This is a genomic window from Pedobacter roseus (assembly GCF_014395225.1).
GTDB classification, from domain to species: domain Bacteria; phylum Bacteroidota; class Bacteroidia; order Sphingobacteriales; family Sphingobacteriaceae; genus Pedobacter; species Pedobacter roseus.
In genome coordinates this window covers 5,566,266-5,584,062 of the sequence record NZ_CP060723.1, presented here as the reverse complement: position 1 = coordinate 5,584,062, position 17,797 = coordinate 5,566,266, and the positions used below count along the sequence as shown (strand labels likewise).

General features: G+C 39.7%; 13 protein-coding genes and 1 tRNA gene. 6 read left to right on the top strand and 8 right to left on the bottom strand.

The features are described from left to right. Window positions 1-94 precede the first annotated feature (94 nt). A complete protein-coding gene (locus tag H9L23_RS23040; RefSeq protein WP_187592504.1) occupies window positions 95-868 on the top strand; it encodes a carbonic anhydrase family protein in 774 nt (257 codons plus the stop codon). A gap of 50 nt (window positions 869-918) precedes the next feature. Here H9L23_RS23040 and H9L23_RS23035 read toward each other — a convergent pair. The 3 genes from H9L23_RS23035 to H9L23_RS23025 all read right to left on the bottom strand — a co-directional run bounded on the left by H9L23_RS23035 (window position 919) and on the right by H9L23_RS23025 (window position 3,382). Further along, window positions 919-992: transfer RNA gene (locus H9L23_RS23035), tRNA-Asp, on the bottom strand. A gap of 103 nt (window positions 993-1,095) precedes the next feature. Then, the gene (gene prfA, locus H9L23_RS23030) at window positions 1,096-2,169 is read right to left on the bottom strand and encodes a peptide chain release factor 1 (RefSeq protein WP_025141839.1); all 1,074 of its coding nucleotides are present in this window, start codon (window positions 2,167-2,169) and stop codon (window positions 1,096-1,098) included. Window positions 2,170-2,632: 463 nt separating this feature from the next. After that, window positions 2,633-3,382, bottom strand: coding sequence for a UDP-2,3-diacylglucosamine diphosphatase (locus H9L23_RS23025; RefSeq protein ID WP_187592503.1), 750 nt, complete (start codon window positions 3,380-3,382; stop codon window positions 2,633-2,635). A 237-nt stretch (window positions 3,383-3,619) separates the two neighbouring features. Here H9L23_RS23025 and H9L23_RS23020 point away from each other — a divergent pair, with 237 nt between their 5' ends. From H9L23_RS23020 to H9L23_RS23005, 4 genes are all read left to right on the top strand, one after another. After that, entirely contained in the window at window positions 3,620-5,746 is a 2,127-nt protein-coding gene (locus H9L23_RS23020) for a prolyl oligopeptidase family serine peptidase (RefSeq protein WP_187592502.1), read from the top strand. A gap of 11 nt (window positions 5,747-5,757) precedes the next feature. Beyond that, window positions 5,758-6,276, top strand: coding sequence for a hypothetical protein (locus H9L23_RS23015; RefSeq protein ID WP_223191009.1), 519 nt, complete (start codon window positions 5,758-5,760; stop codon window positions 6,274-6,276). 169 nt (window positions 6,277-6,445) lie between these two features. Further along, window positions 6,446-7,456, top strand: coding sequence for an NAD(P)/FAD-dependent oxidoreductase (locus tag H9L23_RS23010; protein ID WP_187592501.1), 1,011 nt, complete (start codon window positions 6,446-6,448; stop codon window positions 7,454-7,456). Between the two features lie 43 nt (window positions 7,457-7,499). After that, the gene (locus H9L23_RS23005) at window positions 7,500-7,826 is read left to right on the top strand and encodes a 2Fe-2S iron-sulfur cluster-binding protein (protein ID WP_025141835.1); all 327 of its coding nucleotides are present in this window, start codon (window positions 7,500-7,502) and stop codon (window positions 7,824-7,826) included. Between the two features lie 111 nt (window positions 7,827-7,937). Here H9L23_RS23005 and H9L23_RS23000 read toward each other — a convergent pair whose 3' ends face one another. From H9L23_RS23000 to H9L23_RS22980, 5 genes are all read right to left on the bottom strand, one after another. Then, window positions 7,938-10,544: a glycoside hydrolase family 2 protein gene (locus tag H9L23_RS23000; protein ID WP_187592500.1), complete on the bottom strand. Its 2,607-nt coding sequence runs from the start codon at window positions 10,542-10,544 to the stop codon at window positions 7,938-7,940. Window positions 10,545-10,658: 114 nt separating this feature from the next. Then, window positions 10,659-12,917, bottom strand: coding sequence for a GH92 family glycosyl hydrolase (locus H9L23_RS22995; RefSeq protein ID WP_187592499.1), 2,259 nt, complete (start codon window positions 12,915-12,917; stop codon window positions 10,659-10,661). A gap of 291 nt (window positions 12,918-13,208) precedes the next feature. After that, window positions 13,209-14,534, bottom strand: coding sequence for an alpha-L-fucosidase (locus H9L23_RS22990; protein WP_187592498.1), 1,326 nt, complete (start codon window positions 14,532-14,534; stop codon window positions 13,209-13,211). A gap of 29 nt (window positions 14,535-14,563) precedes the next feature. Then, window positions 14,564-16,255, bottom strand: coding sequence for a S41 family peptidase (locus H9L23_RS22985; RefSeq protein WP_187592497.1), 1,692 nt, complete (start codon window positions 16,253-16,255; stop codon window positions 14,564-14,566). A gap of 181 nt (window positions 16,256-16,436) precedes the next feature. Beyond that, window positions 16,437-16,652 (bottom strand): hypothetical protein, encoded by a 216-nt coding sequence (locus H9L23_RS22980; protein ID WP_025141830.1) that lies wholly within the window; start codon window positions 16,650-16,652, stop codon window positions 16,437-16,439. 250 nt (window positions 16,653-16,902) lie between these two features. On the opposite strand from H9L23_RS22980, the gene H9L23_RS22975 reads away from it, so the two are divergent. Next, window positions 16,903-17,505, top strand: a complete 603-nt coding sequence (locus H9L23_RS22975) for a porin family protein (RefSeq protein ID WP_025141829.1) — start codon at window positions 16,903-16,905, stop codon at window positions 17,503-17,505. Window positions 17,506-17,797 lie beyond the last annotated feature (292 nt).

Here is a 17,797-nt window from a genome sequence, read left to right as displayed (position 1 = left end):
TTTTATCCAGTGCAAGCTAAGCTAAAAACTAATTGGCCGTGTAAACACAACGATATTAAATTTTTTATAAATTTAATCACTATTTCCATCACACATGAGAACATTTTTTTTAGCATTATTATTCATTACTAGCATGGCCTTAAATGCATGCAGGCAAAACGATTCAAACATAAATCCTCAAGAAATAGACCAAGAAGATACGCTTACAATTGCAAAGGAGGACATTTTGACTTCAGATGTTCTAACAAAAGAACAACAATTGAAACTTAGCCCTGCAGATGTTCTCAAACGTTTACAGCAAGGCAATCTGGATTTTACAAAAGATAATTTAACGATTCGCAACACTACCGAAAGGATAAGAAAAGCCTCGCTAGGCCAATATCCAAAAGCAGTTATACTTTCCTGTCTCGATTCGAGAGTACCCGTAGAAGATATTTTTCACAGCGGGATTGGTAATCTATTTGTTGCCAGGGTTGCAGGGAACATTGTTAATGAAGATATTTTAGGAAGCATGGAATATGCCTGCAAAGTTTCAGGAGCCAAGCTTGTAATGGTGCTGGGCCACGAATACTGTGGCGCAATTAAATCCGCAATAGATGGTGTAAAGCTGGGCAACATCACCAAGCTTCTCAAAAAAATTAATCCTGCTGTTATTAGCGCTAAAACCACCTTTAAAGGCAAATCCATTTCTTCAAATCCATTGTTCGTAGAAACGGTTTGCGATGAAAACGTTAAACTATCTATCCGGGAAATCTTAAATAGAAGTACCATCTTGAGAGAAATGGAAGCAAAAGGCGAAATAATTATTGTTGGAGGCGTTTATGATATGAACTCCGGAAAAGTCGAAATATTCGAGCCTGCTAAATAAAGAGTTTTTAACAAAAAAGCCTCAACTTTTGCAAGTTAAGGCTTTTGTTGCGGAATGGACGGGACTCGAACCCGCGACCTCCTGCGTGACAGGCAGGCATTCTAACCAGCTGAACTACCACTCCTTTTGTTCTTCTTTAAAGTTCGAACCTCTTATCTCTTTCGAGGTTGCAAATATAGAGACTATATCTTAATTCGCAAACTTTTTTTTAAAAAATATCTAACTCACTAACCTACAGCACCTTCCTGCATCTTTTCTGCATTTTCTGCGAACTGAAGTGCATCAATTATCTCCTGAATATCACCATCCATAATACTTGGCAGGTTGTACATCGTTAATCCGATGCGGTGTTCAGTAACACGCCCCTGAGGATAGTTATAGGTTCTGATCTTTGCTGAACGATCGCCGGTTGAAACCATTGTTTTACGTTTAGCAGCAATATCACCATTCTTTTTCTGCAATTCAATATCGTAAAGTTTACTACGCAACATCTCCATAGCAATTACACGGTTACCCAATTGCGAACGTTCCTGCTGGCACACCACTACAATACCCGATGGTTTGTGCGTTAACTGTACTTTGGTTTCTACCTTGTTTACGTTCTGTCCACCTGCACCACCAGAGCGCGAAGTTTGAAGTTCAATATCGGCGGGATTAATGTAAAGGTCAATTTCTTCTGCTTCCGGCAAAACAGCTACTGATGCTGCTGAGGTATGTACACGCCCCTGCGTTTCGGTATCAGGCACACGTTGCACACGGTGTACCCCACTTTCGTACTTTAACTGACCATAAACATCATCACCATTCACTTTTAAGATCACCTCTTTATAACCACCGGCCGTACCTTCGGTTACATCAACGGTCTCCACTTTCCAGCCTTTAGTTTCAAAATAACGGGTGTACATGCGGTATAAATCGCCGGCAAATAAAGCGGCCTCATCACCACCGGTACCACCACGGATCTCAAATACGGCGTTTTTGGCATCTTCCGGATCTTTAGGAATCAGCATCAGGCGGATATTGCTTTCCATTTCTTCCTGTTGTTTTAACAACATATCAAGCTCCTCCTTTGCCATTTCGCGCATTTCAGCATCTTTTTCAGTAGCTAAAATTTCTTTATTGGCATCGATGTTACTCATCACATTTTTGTAGATTTTGTACTCATCTACAATTTTGCCCAAGTCTTTATATTCTTTATTTAAAGCCGCAAAACGTTTCATATCCTGAATTACATCCGGATTGCTCAACGATTCTTCCACATCTTCCCAACGCAGCTTTATAGCTTCTAATTTATCTAACATATTTATTCTTGTTGAAATTTCCTGACGGTTGGCATAGACCCAAAAATTCAGGAAATGCAAAAATAAGGAAAAAAGCTGAATTAGTTTGTTTGGGGAGAATGGTTAATTGGTTAACTGTTTAAATCGGTTAACTGTAGCAACATTAAGCAAAGGAATGGTTTTATAAAAATTAGAAAATGAAGGGTGAAGTGCCAGTGGCGGCCGGTAGTCCCGCTATCACTTCAAGGCCTCGCTACGTTTCGTGCTCCGGGCTTTACGTTCTATCGGGTTTAGATACAAAGGGAGGTGCATTTTAGGCACATTGCAACCCTAAATAGCAGCAGAAACCGGGGTACCTAAACGGGATCCGATAGCTATCGGATGCAGTGGCAGCTCCCGATTTTTTTCTAATCGGGACTACAACGTAAAGCCCGAACAACATTAAATAAATGCTACAGACTTTGCTTTCCAAAATCAAAAAGCATTACGGTTTTGGGCTATAGTATTCAAGTCTTAAATTCTCACCGTCAAAAACCCCATAAGAACTATAGTTGAGCCACTCGCCAATATTTACATACCTGCTCCCATTGCCCAAATCAATATCGAGCGGCAGGTGCCTGTGCCCAAAAATAAAGTAATCAAAATGGGCTTTCTGCAACTCTTCTTTGGCATAAATAGCCAGCCATTCTTTATCCTCGCCCAAAAATACTTCCTTTTCAGTCTGCGCGGCCCTGCTCCCCCTGCTCCAGCCATTGGCTATACCAATACCCAAATTAGGGTGCAAACGTGCAAACAACCATTGGCAAACCTTACTTCTAAAAATTTTCCTCAAAAATTTATACTTATTATCTCCAGGCCCCAAACCATCGCCATGGTGCAGGTAAAATTTCTTCCCACCACGTTCAATAATCAGCTCATCACTGATAATTTCCATCCCGATTTCCCGGGTAAAATAATCGCGCACCCACATGTCGTGGTTACCTTTAAAAAAGTAGATCTTGATTCCTGCATCGGCCATGGAGGCCAGTTTACCCTGCAAGCGGATAAAACCTTTCGGCACTACAGTGGCATATTCGAACCAAAAATCGAAAATATCGCCCATTAAAAAGAGTTCACTACAATTTGGCGTTATAAAATCCAACCAGCTTACAATACGCGCTTCACGGGCACGGCTTTCGGCATAATTTGGCGTGCCTAAATGAAAATCGGAAGCAAAATAAATGTTCTTAGCCATGTATTTTTCAAAGGTAAGGGAAAAAAGTGGAAAGCTTAGAGAGTAAAGCCGAAAGACCAAGCACCATAATCTGTGAAATCAACCCGAAGGAAAAAAAGAAGTGTGGTATGGTTGCAATGTTTAAAAGTTGAAATGTTTTGGATGCCCAGGCAAATCAATAATCAGTGTAATTCCAAAATCTGTGAAATCAACCCGAAGAAAAAAAAGACATATATTAGTAAATAAATCTGTTTCGCTATGAAAAAACAAATTCTATTAAGCTTATTTGCATTAAGCCTTTTCGCCTGTAACCAGGGCAAAAAACCTGCAGAAAAAATAACATTGATGAAATATCCTGAAACGAAAAAAGACGACACTAAAGACAATTACTTCGGCACTACGATTGCCGATCCATACCGTTGGCTGGAAAACGACACCTCTGCCGAAACCAAAGCCTGGGTAATTGCCGAAAATAAAGTAACCCAAAACTATCTGGATCAAATTCCTTACCGTGCAGACATTAAAAAGCGTTTAACTGAAATCTGGAACTATCCGAAAGAATCAGCTCCATTTAAGGTTGGCGAATATTATTTCTTTACCAAAAACGATGGATTGCAAAACCAAAGCATCTGGTTTATAAAAAAAGGCCTTGATGGCAAAGAGGATGTTTTTCTCGATCCAAATAAACTCACGGCCGATGGTACTGCGGCTGTTTCGCTTCTTGGTGTTTCTCACGATAAGAAATACCTTGCTTATTCTGTGGCGCAGGCCGGATCAGACTGGAGCAATATTTATGTAATGGAAATTGCCACCAAGATGAAATTGGGCGACGAACTGAAATGGACCAAATTTTCGGGCGCAGCATGGAAAGGTGATGGTTTTTATTATAGTAAGTTTGATGAACCCGCCAAAGGAACCGACCTTTCGGCTGCCAATAAGTATCAAAAAGTATATTTCCATAAGTTAGGCGATTTACAGAAAAACGACCAATTAATTTTTGAAGACAAAACCAATCCTAACCTTTATTTTGGTGCCAGCGTTACCGAAGATGAGCGCTTTTTAGTCGTATATGCCAGTGCAGGTACCTCGGGCAATGCATTGTATTATCAGGATTTAAAAATACCGGATAGCAAAATAGCACCTCTAATTAAAGGTTATGAGCATAATCACAGCGTTGTTGACAACATAGGCAACAAATTATTGGTAAACACCGATTTAGGCGCAGAGAATAAACAAGTGGTTCTGGTTGATCCGAAAAATGCAGATCCGAAAAACTGGCAAAAAATCATTCCGGAATCTAAGCTGGCGCTAGAAGGCATTGGAACTGGTGGAGGATTCCTTTGGGCAACCTATTTAAAAGATGCCAGCACAAATATTATTCAATTTGATTTAACCGGCAAGAAAATTGGCGATGTAAAATTGCCTGCTATAGGCACGGTTGGTGGTTTTGGAGGATACAAAGAAGACAAAGAATTTTTCTACACCTTTACTAACTTCACCACTCCGAGCAGCATTTATCGTTATGATGTGGGCAAGGCCGAATCGATTTTATATAAAAAATCAGAACTGAAGTTCAATACCGACGATTATGAAACCAAACAGGTATTTTACCCTTCTAAAGATGGCACCAAGGTACCGATGTTTATTGTACATAAAAAAGACATCAAATTAGATGGTAATAACCCCGTTTACCTTTATGCTTACGGAGGTTTCCAGATCAGTTTAACGCCTGCATTCAGCTTATCACGTATGTTGTTTTTAGAGCGCGGTGGTATTTACGTACAGCCTAGTTTGCGCGGCGGAAGTGAGTATGGCGAAGCCTGGCATAAAGGCGGCATGTTAGCCAAAAAACAAAATGTATTCGACGATTTTATTGCCGCAGCCGAATACCTGGTGAAAGAAAAATACACCAATCCATCTAAAATTGCCATTTCGGGCGGTTCAAATGGCGGACTTTTGGTTGGTGCCTGCATGACGCAACGGCCCGATCTTTTTAAAGTAGCTTTACCTGCCGTTGGCGTATTGGATATGCTTCGTTACCACAAATTTACCGTTGGCTGGGGCTGGGCTGTTGAGTACGGAACCAGCGATAAAAAGGAAGATTTTAATTACCTGATCAAATATTCACCGCTTCATAATATAAAAAGCGGTGTTAATTATCCTGCAACCCTAATTACTACTGCGGATCATGATGACCGAGTGGTACCTGCCCATTCTTTCAAATTTGCGGCAACCTTACAGGAAAAATATAAAGGCGAAAACCCGGTTTTAATTAGGATAGAAACCAAAGCTGGCCATGGAGCGGGCAAACCAACCACAAAACTGATCGAAGAAGCTGCAGATGTATGGAGTTTTGTGTTTCAGAATTTGGGGATGAGCTGGTAAAGCTGTAAACTATGATGAAGATTCATAAAGAGATCAAAAATAATGAGCTGTATCTATATCAAAATGGAATACTTATTTATAAAAAATGGTTGGCAACAGGCGAATCAAAAGTTTTTGATTTAATGGCATACGACAAATACACATTAGCAAGTTTCAACGAAATAGAGTATGAAAATTCAAATTCATTAATTTTAGTGCAGGCAGAACTGGAATTGAAGCCAACAAATGATGGAGGAAGAAAATCAGGTATTATATCAGGCTTCAGACCCAATCATGTATTCGAATACAAACAATACCAAATGTTACAAACCTTTATTGGGGATATTAATTTTAGCGAGTGGCCTACGATAGAGCCTGGGGAGAAAAAGAATGTGAAAGTTAGGTTTCTTGATTTCCCTTCACTCCACCCCTATTTAAATCTTGGTCAGGTATGGTATATCCATGAAGGAGAACGGATTATTGGCAAAGCTAAAATATTATCCTTTTATCATTCGGATCAAGAAAGAATCAATCCTCCACTAAACCTATAGACCAATTATAATTTGCTTTAAATCACTAAAAACCTTTAACTTTTGTTTTCAATTAGCTCAAAGCATATAAAATACTGAATATAATAGGATTGCAAAATTATCTAGAATATTTCTAAATAGCAGAATTGATAAGACTTTATTTTGTAACTTTGCGTCAAATTTTTCTTTAATGATCACTACTGATATAGCCGTAATAGGCGCTGGTCCGGTTGGTTTATTTGCCATTTTTGAAGCCGGTTTATTAAAAATGCGTTGTCATTTAATTGATTACCTTCCTCAGGTTGGTGGTCAGCTGTCTGAAATTTACCCTAAAAAACCGATATACGATATCCCTGGTTATCCTTCTGTGCTGGCTCAGGAACTTATCGATAATTTAATGGAGCAGGCCAAGCCTTTCCATCCTACCTTTACTTTAGGTGAGCGTATAGAAGGTTTAGAAAAGCGTGGCGAAGCCGATTTCGTTTTAACCACCAATATGGGTACCATTATCGAAGCTAAAGTTGTGGTTATTGCCGGCGGTTTAGGCTGTTTCGAGCCACGTAAACCAGCTGTAGAAAATTTAGAAAACTTTGAAAACGGCAAGGGTGTAAATTACATGATCCTTGATCCGGAAAAATACCGCGACCAGAAAATGGTAATTGCAGGTGGAGGCGATTCAGCCCTGGATTGGACCATTTACTTAGCTGAAGTTTGCTCTGAGTTAACATTGGTTCACAGGAGCGAAAGTTTCCGTGGTGCACCAGATTCGGTTTCTAAAGTAATGGCATTGGCAGAAAGCGGAAAAATCAATCTGGTTTTAAACAGTAATCTTCAGGCTGTACACGGAACGGATAAATTGGAGCAAGTTGAAATTGTTCAGAACCGTACCATGGAAAAAACGATTGTTGAGGCCGATCACTTAATTCCTTTGTTCGGTTTGAGCCCTAAATTAGGCCCGATTGAAGACTGGAACTTAAACATCAGCAAAAGTGCAATCGAAGTTAATGTTGATGATTATTCGACCAACATCCCAGGCATTTATGCTATTGGCGATATCAATACTTACACAAACAAGTTAAAGTTGATTCTTTGTGGTTTCCACGAGGCGGCATTAATGAGTCACAGCGCGTATTCGTACATGAATCCGGGTGTTAAATACACCATGAAATATACAACTGTAAACGGAGTTTCAGAATTTTAAGCTTTCTCCTATATTTGCTATTCAAATAACAAGAGAACTAAAAATGGAAAATAACATCAATATATATATGCAGGAGCCGGATGGCTCGGTTACTGAACACGTTGCCCCAACCGATATGGGCTTAAGCCTAATGGAGTTTTTAAAGGCATCGGAATACGATATTCTTGCCACTTGTGGCGGAATGGCTTTATGCGCCACTTGTTGTGTTGATGTTTTGGAAGGCGAAGAAAAACTTAACGAAATGACAGACGATGAGTATGCCATGTTAGATACTTTGCCTGATCTGTTACCCAACTCACGCTTAGCCTGTCAGTTGCAGTTAAATAACAATATGGACGGATTAAAAGTAAAATTACATGGCGTAAGCTAATCAGTAAATAATATAAACAAAAATGGCGATATCAAAAGTATCGCCATTTTTTGTTGCCTTCGTTGTTTAGACCTCGCAGGTTTTTGAAACCTGCGAGGTCTGAGAATTTATTTACTGGATATTCACTTTCTGTTTCTCTACGTTCCAGCCATACACTTCTACAGCTAAATTGCTTTGTTTACCAGTATATTCTACAGTTACTGTTTTACTCTCTCCCGGCAAAATGCTTACATAATTATCATCATAAAAGCTAGGTAATATCCGCTCGTTGCTATTCGCATTGATTAAAGCAACACGGTTAAAAAACGCGACAGGATTTCCAGCTGCGTTGCTTAGGGTTACAGCCACTTTTCCGTTTTTCTGATCAACAGCTGCAATTTTCAATGGCGTCTTTTTGATATTTTTCAAGCCTGAATACTCGCCATCTTTTCCGGCCAGCCAATAAATGTTCTCACTTAAAATATTTTGCTTCTGATCTAAAATCCTTAACGAAACAAACAAACCTTCCTTTTTATCCAGTTTGGTTAAAAACTCATTCATAGGAAAAAGTCTCCTCACCGAAGATGGACCAACCGAGTTGAAGGCCTGAGAGTAGAAATAATCTTTCCCATCCATATCATAGGCCTTTGCCTGCACCATCAGGTTGTTTTTGGTAGTAAATCCGTTGTTTACAATGGTAACCATGCTATCTAAAGGATTCATCATCACATGTAACGGTTCACTACCTTTCCTCAAGCCGTATAAACAAGCATTGGGATCAAGGTAATAATCGTACATCTGCCCACGCATGGCCGTCCATGGGTTTTGGGTTTTCCAGATAATGGAACCGGTGTACCAATCCCACATTTTGTTAGAAAAACCTTCCATTAGCGCCCTGTACTGGTCGTAATTGGCCAATTGTGCTTTCATCGCAAAATCTTCGGCACTTTTTGGTTTGCCATAAGGATTAAGGTACTGCTCGTAAGAAATGTATTTATGATAATCCCATACCGAATCGGGTTTGCCCTTGTATTGTGGCGCAATCAGGTTTTCTTTTGGAATAAAACGGAGCAAAGAAGCATAATCGCCTACCCCTACCGATCCAACTTCCGAATTGTAAGGAAAAGTTCTGGTACCCCAAAAAGTTTTAATATCCTGGATGCCATAAGGACCATCACCATTACCACCGATTGAGTTGAACGACATTTCATCACTGTTAGAGAAGTCGAAAAGTTTTCTGGTGCCATCCAAACGTGGAAGGATGTCGTTTTTTAGAGGTTCTAAAATATCTTCAGGTGGGGTAATTTCATTTCCACCACACCAAAAAGCCAGCGAAGCGTGGTTTCTGATCATTTTGATCTGATCTTCAATAGCAGTTAGAGTGAGGTTGTGGTCATCCGGATAATTTCTCCTTGTCCATTGATCTTCTTTTTTCATCGGGTCTACCCAACGGCCGTTACAATCGCCACTGAACCAGAAATCCTGAAATACCAATAAACCATATTTATCGCAGGCATTGTAAAATTCAGGCCTTTCCAGTATTGCCCCACCCCAGATTCTGATCAGGTTGAGGTTCATATCCTTGTGGTAACGGATTTCTGCATCGTAACGGGCATCGCTAAAGCGTAACATTGCATCAGAAATGATCCAGTTGCCTCCTTTAATAAAAATCTTTTGCCCGTTTACAAAAGCGCCCATACTTTTGGTATGCTCGTTCCAGATATTATCGATCTGGCGTACGCCAACTTTAAGCTGCTCCTGATCCAATGTTTGATTGGCTGCAACAAATTCGATTTTTACATCATAAAGATTTTGCGCACCATAACCACTTGGCCACCACAACTTTGGGTTTTCTAGCAATAAATCAGGAAGTTTAACAATTGTTGTTTTATTTGCTGCGACGGTTGCAGGCTGTTTCACCAGCTTACCTGCGATCTGATATTGTAAAGTACCTGAAACAGGCTGATTGGTCGGGTTTTCGACTTCAACTGAAACTTTAACGGTAGCAGGATTCTGTTTGCCTTCTGGTAAACGTTTGCCCGGCACCAAAGTTATAACCTGAGGATTCTGGATATTGATGCTTTTGGTTTTTTCGATGGTTACTTTATCCCAGATTCCGGTATTACGGTCGCGGGTGGGTTGAATCCAGTCCCAACCTGCAGTATATTGCGTGGTTAAACCTTTTGCAATGGTTCCGTCACCACCCTGGCCACCGTTAGGATTACCTGGAAAATCTGGCGGATAAACAATAACAGCCAATCTGTTTTTTCCGTTAGCAGACAATAGTTTGGTGATGTTATATTGTGCCCTAAGGTGCATCCCAACCTGGGTTTTCGGATTTACTTTTTTTCCGTTCAGGTAAATTTCAGCTTTGTAATTTATTCCCCTAAACTGTAACCAAACCTGTTCGTTACCCGTGGCGCGTTCTTCAAAATCTTTTACAAACCAGTAGGTATAATAATCGTTGCCGGTTTTATATACATCAGGAATCTTTTCGTTGTTCATTCCATAAAATGGATCAGGAACTTTTTTATTGTTCAATAGGGTGGTTAAAACCGTTCCAGGAACAGTTGCAGGAATCCAATTGTTGATCGAAAAACTAGTTTTCGAAATTTCAGAGCCAGTAGATTGCGCATCTTTAATATTGGTGCATACCCAGCCAGAGTTTAATTCGTAACGCTGTTGCGCACTTACGAATAGGGCCGAACAAAGTAAAAGGAGTAGAAATGTTTTCTTCATATATTGAGTGAGTGAGTGAGTGATAGAATGATTGAATGACTAATTTATTGAATGAGTGAATGAAGTTGTTCGTTATTACAAATTTCATCATTCTCTCATTCAATCATTCCGTCATTATTTTGTGGATACCGGCCTGTCCTCAGGTTTTACGCCCCAGGTTTCGGATGGTTTATTTCCCATGTAAATCTGAATACTTCCACCAGCTACAATTGCTTTATGAAGAATATACGATTTGGTGTAAGGTTTACCGTTCAGTACAATTCTCTGAATGTATTTGTTCTCTGCGCTGTTACCAATCACTTTGATGCTGAACTTTTTATTCCCCGCCAGGGTGATGGTTGCATCATTAAGCAAAGGTGTTCCGAAAACGTAAGCGCCATTTGCCGGATTAACCGGATAAAAACCCATGGCAGTAAAAACATACCAGGCGCTCATCTGGCCTACATCTTCATTACCGCACAATCCATCCGGTTTTGAAGAATAAAAATCGTGATCGATTTTACGGATCAGGTCGGCTGTTTTCCAGGGCTGACCAGCATAAGCATACAAATAAGTAATATGGTGACCAGGCTCATTTCCCTGTGCATAGTTTCCAATTAATCCGGAAATATCGGGGGAACTGTTTTCTCCAAGCTCTGCCTTTACCGAAAATAAAGAATCCAATTTATTTACGAATGCTTTGTCGCCACCAAATAATTTGATCAGTCCTTCCACATCCTGAGGCACTAACCAGGTATATTGCCATGCATTTCCTTCGGTATAATCATCTTCACGGTGTTTAGAAGCTACCGGGCTAAAAGGAGTTCTCCAGGTACCATCGGCTAATTTTCCCCTCATAAACTGCACATCTTTATCGAAGTACTCTTTATATAGCTGTGCTCTTTTGCTGAAATATTGATAATCTTTGGTTTTATTCAGTGCTTTGGCAAACATCGCGATGCAATAATCGTCAATGGCGTATTCTAAAGCTTTTGCCACCGATTCATTTACTTTATCGGCCGGAATATATTTAAGTTGCTGGATATAATCGATGCCATCGGTTTTTTGCATGGCCGATTGTTTAACAGCTTCAAAAGCAAGGTTTACATCAAAACCCCTGTATCCTTTTAAATAAGCGTCTACAATAACCGGAACGGCATGATAACCCACCATCGTATTGGTTTCGCTACCCATTAAATGCCAAACGGGCAATTTTCCCTGTTGCTTATAAATGGCCAGCATGGTATTAACCACATCGCTTACTTTATCCTGATGCAGGATGGTGTACAATGGGTTAGCCGCTCTGTACGTATCCCATAGCGAAAAAGTAGTGAGGTTATTAAAATTTGCTTTTTTATACACCTTTTTGTCTGTTCCGCGATAATCTTTATTTACATCGTTAAATAAAGATGGCGCAATCATGGTGTGGTATAAAGCAGTATAAAACACCTTTTTAGTCGTGTTAGAGGCACCAATATTAACTTTGGACAGTTCTTTTTCCCATTTTGCATCACTATTTTTAACTGTAGCGGCAAAATCCCAACCCGGAAGCTCCGTTTTTAAGTTTAAAATGGCATTTTCTGAGCTTACAGGAGATAAAGCCACTTTAATCTGTAATTTTTCATTCTTAATGGCATCAAAATTAACAACTGCCTTTAACTTTTTGCCTGATAATTCTGTACCGCTTTTAACTACTGTACTATCATAAAGCACGAGGTTTTTAATCGGTTGAGATAATTTAATTACAAAATAAAGGCGCTGATCGTCAGACCAGCCTTTCGAATTTCTATGTCCAACAATGGTTGTTGCATCCAGCTGTTTAAATGATGCTGAAACTGGTTTGTCCCAACCAATGCCTTCGATTAAATCGATGATGATATGCGGATTTCCGGTTCCTTTTTTAAAGGTATATTGATGAAAACCTACCCTTTCGGTTGCGGTTAATTCTGCTTTAATTTGGTATTTATCAAGTAATACACTGTAGTAACCTGCTTTTGCTACTTCATTTTGGTGTGAAAATTTAGACAGGTAACCGTTCTCATCGTCGGCAGTTTTACCTTTTTCGAGCAATAATTTACCCGTTGCAGGCATGATTGAAATATCGCCCAAATCGCCGATTCCGGTACCACTTAGATGAGTATGTGCAAAGCCCGTTATGGTGTTACTGATGTAATTGTAGCCACTGCACCAGTCCCAGCCCTCAAAAATATTGTTTGGCCCAAGTTGTACAGCCCCAAAAGGAACATTGGCGCCAACAAAAACGTGACCGTGTTTTGCTGATCCAATCAGTGGATCTACATATTGCGTAAGTTTGGTTTTTTGCTGTGCAGCGACATTAAGGGTGAATAGAGAGGCGGTTAGAAATAGAATAGACGAGGTTTTCTTGAACTGCATGTGTGCTTATAATTTCTTACAATGAATTTAAAAGCCTAAAAGTAAAACGTTTTACGTTTATTTTCTCATAAAAGGAGGAAAGAATTATATAAAATGATCTTCACTTCGATAACTATCGGAGGAAATACAACCCGTTACTATCGACAAAGCTCAATAAAAACAGTCGTCATTGCGAGGAGGAACGACGAAGCAATCTTTCATGCTCGTGATCCTTACAAGAAAGATTGCTTCGTCGGCTGAAAAAGCCTTCTCGCAATGACGGGAATAGCGCTCAGGATGACAGAGATCTTTTTACCCAATCTCCAAAACAATTACCTGATCGGGTTCTTTATCGTTTGGTGTTGCATTAACAGTTAGCTTCGATTTTTTGAAAGTGAAATTTACCGCACTTTTATCTTTTAACAAATATGCCTTTTTAATTTTCTTCAGTGGAACGTTTTCCAGGTTAAGCGTAGTGGTTTTTCCATCTACAATGTGGATGTAAACTTTATTCTCGCTTTGCGTAATGCTTCCCCAGGCCTGCGGTTTTATAAAACCTGCTTTTGTACCGTAAATGCTTTCGCCATATAATTTAAGCCAATTGCCTAAACCTGCCAAACGGTCCTGAAACTCCGGCTGGATTTTACCGCTCGGCATCGGGCCAATGTTCAATAAAAGGTTAGAACCTAAACTTGCGGCTTTAACCAGCATGTGCACCAATTCCTTATTCGATTTATAATAAGTATCGCTCAGGTTATACCCCCATGAATTGGAAATGGTTTCGCAGGTTTCGAGCGGCAATTGATCGGAAGCTTTTTGAAAACTCAAACCCGATTTGTTTTCGCCCGGCAAATCGCGTTCGAACATCTGGAAATCTTCGCCTGCAAATGGCGTTAAGTGGTGGTTATTACCAATCATGCACTGTGGCTGCAATTTGTGGATCAAACCATAAATTTCGTTGTATTTCCAGTCGATGCGCGAGGTTCTGTCTTTGGATCCTTCCGGCTCGGTCTGGTCCCAATGGCCATCAAACCAAATGCCTCCTATTTCGCCATAATTGGTCAATAACTCGGTGAGCTGATTTTTCATAAACTGTAAGTAACTGGCGTAATCGCCTTTGCCCTTACGGCCGGAGTTTTGTCCGGTACGACCTGTTTCATGCGGATAATCTTCCCTGCGCCAATCTAACAGTGAGTAATAGAGGTATAATTGTATGCCCTGCTTATGACATTCATCAGCCATCATTTTCACAATATCCTTTTTGTAAGGGGTATTCATGATATTGAAATCAGAATATTTGGTATCCCACATGCTAAAACCATCATGATGCCTGGTAATGAGCGTAATGTATTTCATTCCGGCATTTTTCGCCATACTTACCCATTGCGCTTCATTAAATTCAACAGGATTAAAAAAACCTTTAAGGTTGGTATAATTGTGAACATTGAGTTTCCGCTCGTTCATAACCCATTCGCCACTTCCGGGTATACTGAAAGGGCCCCAATGGATAAACAGACCAAAACGGGCATCGGCAAACCATGCACGTTGCTTTAAATTTGACGCGGCTGGCACATAATCCTGCGCTTTTAATTGTAAGCCAAACAACAGGACTAAGCCCATTATCACTAATTTCTTCATAAGGTAGGTACTCTATCTGGTTAGTTTTTTTAATCTATGGAAGCAGTGGCTTTTGTGGGTTTACCGATCACTTTGTAATTTCCATCACCTTTTAAAATGGCCAGGATCTGCGATTGATTGGTAAACAGGTTTTTCGCCGCAGCAAGTTCTTTATCATACTGGAAACTCTGCTCAATTCTTCCTTTTTCGTAAAAATAACGGCTCACAATCTGTGTTTCCAATACCCTTTTGATTTCAGCTTTATGGCTTACCAGATCGGTTTTTTTGGAAGAAGTAAGTTTGTATTTCAGGTTTTCAAGATCGGTTTTTACTTCTGCTGATTTGTTTTCTTTTTCGGCTTCAGCACGTAAATCAGACAACAATCTCTCGGTACGGCTCAGATAAGTTAAATCTTTATCGGCCAGGCTGTTGGCAAAAACTGCATAATCAGCATCTGATAACTGGAAAGTTTTAGCGGATGCCATACCTGGTTTTTCTTTTTTATACTGGTTTGCATAATTAAAGAAAAGACTTTTGTTAAGCATCGAAATGGTGATTGGGCTTAATTTATCCGCATTAACCACTACATCAGGATAAACACCATTACCGCTGTACACATTTCTGCCCGCTTTAGTCTGGTACATCACCATGGTAGAATCAGCAAAACGTTCGGCTACGCCTTCAGCATTTTTATGGGCATAATCCAGTTTTTGGATGCACCTGCCTGATGGCGTATAATATTTGGCTACGGTTACTTTAACCAGGCTGTTATAAGGCAAGTTGAAGGTCTGCTGAACCAATCCTTTACCATAACTGCGCTGTCCGATAACGATGGCACGGTCTAAATCCTGTAAGGAACCGGCAACAATTTCGGATGCGGAAGCTGAATTTCCATTTACCAGTACCACCAAAGGCACTGAGGTAGAAATTGGTGCCGAAAGCGTTTTATAGGTAATGGTTTTCTCTACGTTTTTCCCTTTTTGAGTAACCACAAGCTGATCTTTATTGATAAAAAGGTTTACAATTTTAACGGCTTCCTGTAAAATACCGCCACCATTATTCCTTAAATCAAGCACCACACCTTTAGGGTTTTCTTTTTGGATGGCCAATAAAGCATCTTTAACTTCCTGTCCGGAATTTTCCAAAAATTTATCGAGTTTGATGTACCCAACACCATCGCCAACCATGCCTGAATAGGAAACATTTGGTTGTTTGATTTCTTCGCGAACGATTTTTTTAGTAATTTCTTTCCCGTCTCTGATTACCAGTAAATCAACCGCAGTGCCTTTAGGACCACGCAGTAACTGGCTCACTTCAGGACGGTCTTTTCCTTTTACGGCAATGCCATTAATGCTCACCACCTGATCGCCGGCTTTGATATCACTTTTATGGGCAGGATAACCTTCGCTTACCTCGTTAATAAACAGTTTGCCATCAATAAAAACGGTACCTGCTCCAATACCACCGTACTGGGTACTTACATATTTCAGTTTATAATCTTCAATTTCCGATTCGGGAACGTATTCGGTGTAGGGATCTAAACTATCCAACATGGCATCGATCCCTGTTTTCATCAACTTAGGGGCATTGGTATCATCCACATAATTGATGTTGATTTCTTTATAGAGCGAAGCAAAAATATCCAGGTTTTTAGAAACCAGAAATAAATCTTCTTTGAAAGAAAAAGATAAAACAGCAACACCAAAGCCAGCTGCTAAAAGACCATATTTTAGTTTCTTCATTCCCCTATGTATTTATTCCAGTAGCACAGAACGAGTTGAAAGCCTGTTTTTGGAAGGTTATTTATTGATATAGTACGAAAGTAAATGTACAAAAAGCCGTAAATATTAAAAACAGCTTATTTGGCGCAAGCGTAAATTAAGCGTTACGCTAAAAAGAAAGGATAAAGCAATAAAAAACAGATTAAAGTCTGTTGCCTTTGGTATCAGCCAGTGCTTTTTGAATGGTAAATTCGATATAAGTACGATCGCGCTTAACCAAACGCATTAAATCTTCGATCAACTGATCTTCTTTGCCAGGGGTAAACTCTAAAGGCTCGTTCGCTAAATCGCGGTATTTCCTTAAAAACTTAGTTTTTACCTTAAATGCAGTTTCTGAAGTAAGTTGAAAGTTAGCCATGGCATATTTTATTTGATGCAAAAGTAAAAAATATTTACTCAGGTTAATACCTTTTTATGCGATCTGACAAAAAAAGTAGACATCAGTGAAAAAATTTTGCACGATAATTGTGTTAAAAGCGCGTTATAAAACCAAATTCCGGAACAGTAACCGCCAGGCGTATTTTGAAAAGAAACCATAAGAACAAAAAACACACCCAAAATTCGCCAGAGCGCCGTTTACGGTTTATAACTTAAAACAATTAAACAACATGAAAAAACTTATCTTCTCTATTGTTTTCCTAACCCTGGGTTGGGCAACATCAAAGGCACAAACGTTTAACCTGGGGGTTAAAGCAGGTGTAAATTTAGCCAAATTAAATGCAGATTTTGCAAGCGAAGAAAACCGTTTAGGCTATCAGATCGGTGCCTGGGCACGTATTGGCGGTGCCAGTTTTTATGTACAGCCTGAGGCTTACATTGGCAGTAAAGGCAACAAATTTATCAGCATCCAACAGGATAACGGCAACGAAGTATCTGCTGAAGGAAAGGTAAAATTCACCACTTTGGATATCCCTGTTTTATTTGGAACAAAATTCGGTGCCAAAAACTTAAACTTCCGTGTAATGGCCGGCCCGGTAATTTCGTTTATCCTGGATGAAAATTCGACTTTTAGTTCAGCTTACCAACAGGCTACAGATTTTAGCAACTACAAAAACCAGGCATTGGGCGCACAATTTGGCGCAGGTGTAGATGTAGGCAGTATTTCGGTTGATTTACGCTATGAGGCTGGTTTATCGAACATCAGTAAAAGTGAAAAATACACTCAGAAACCAAACCTTTTTCAACTGAGTTTAGGTTTTAAAATTTTGTAGTTTTTACAAGAGAACAAGTATAAGAGGCGGCCTATGGCCGCCTTTTTTGTTATGTGAATATTGATTTAAAAAAGTGTTTTTCAAGAATAAGTTCATTGAAACTTATATGTCCACGCAAAACACTGATTAACACAGAATTTTAAACGCGCCAAAAAACGAATGCTTAATTTGTGCTTTATTAAAGTTCGGAAAGTCCAAGTCGCCTAGCCTAACAATGCTTCACTGAAAGGCTCGCCTTAGGGAGGGTATTTCATACTGAAAAGATTGCTTCACGCTACCTCACGAATCCAGC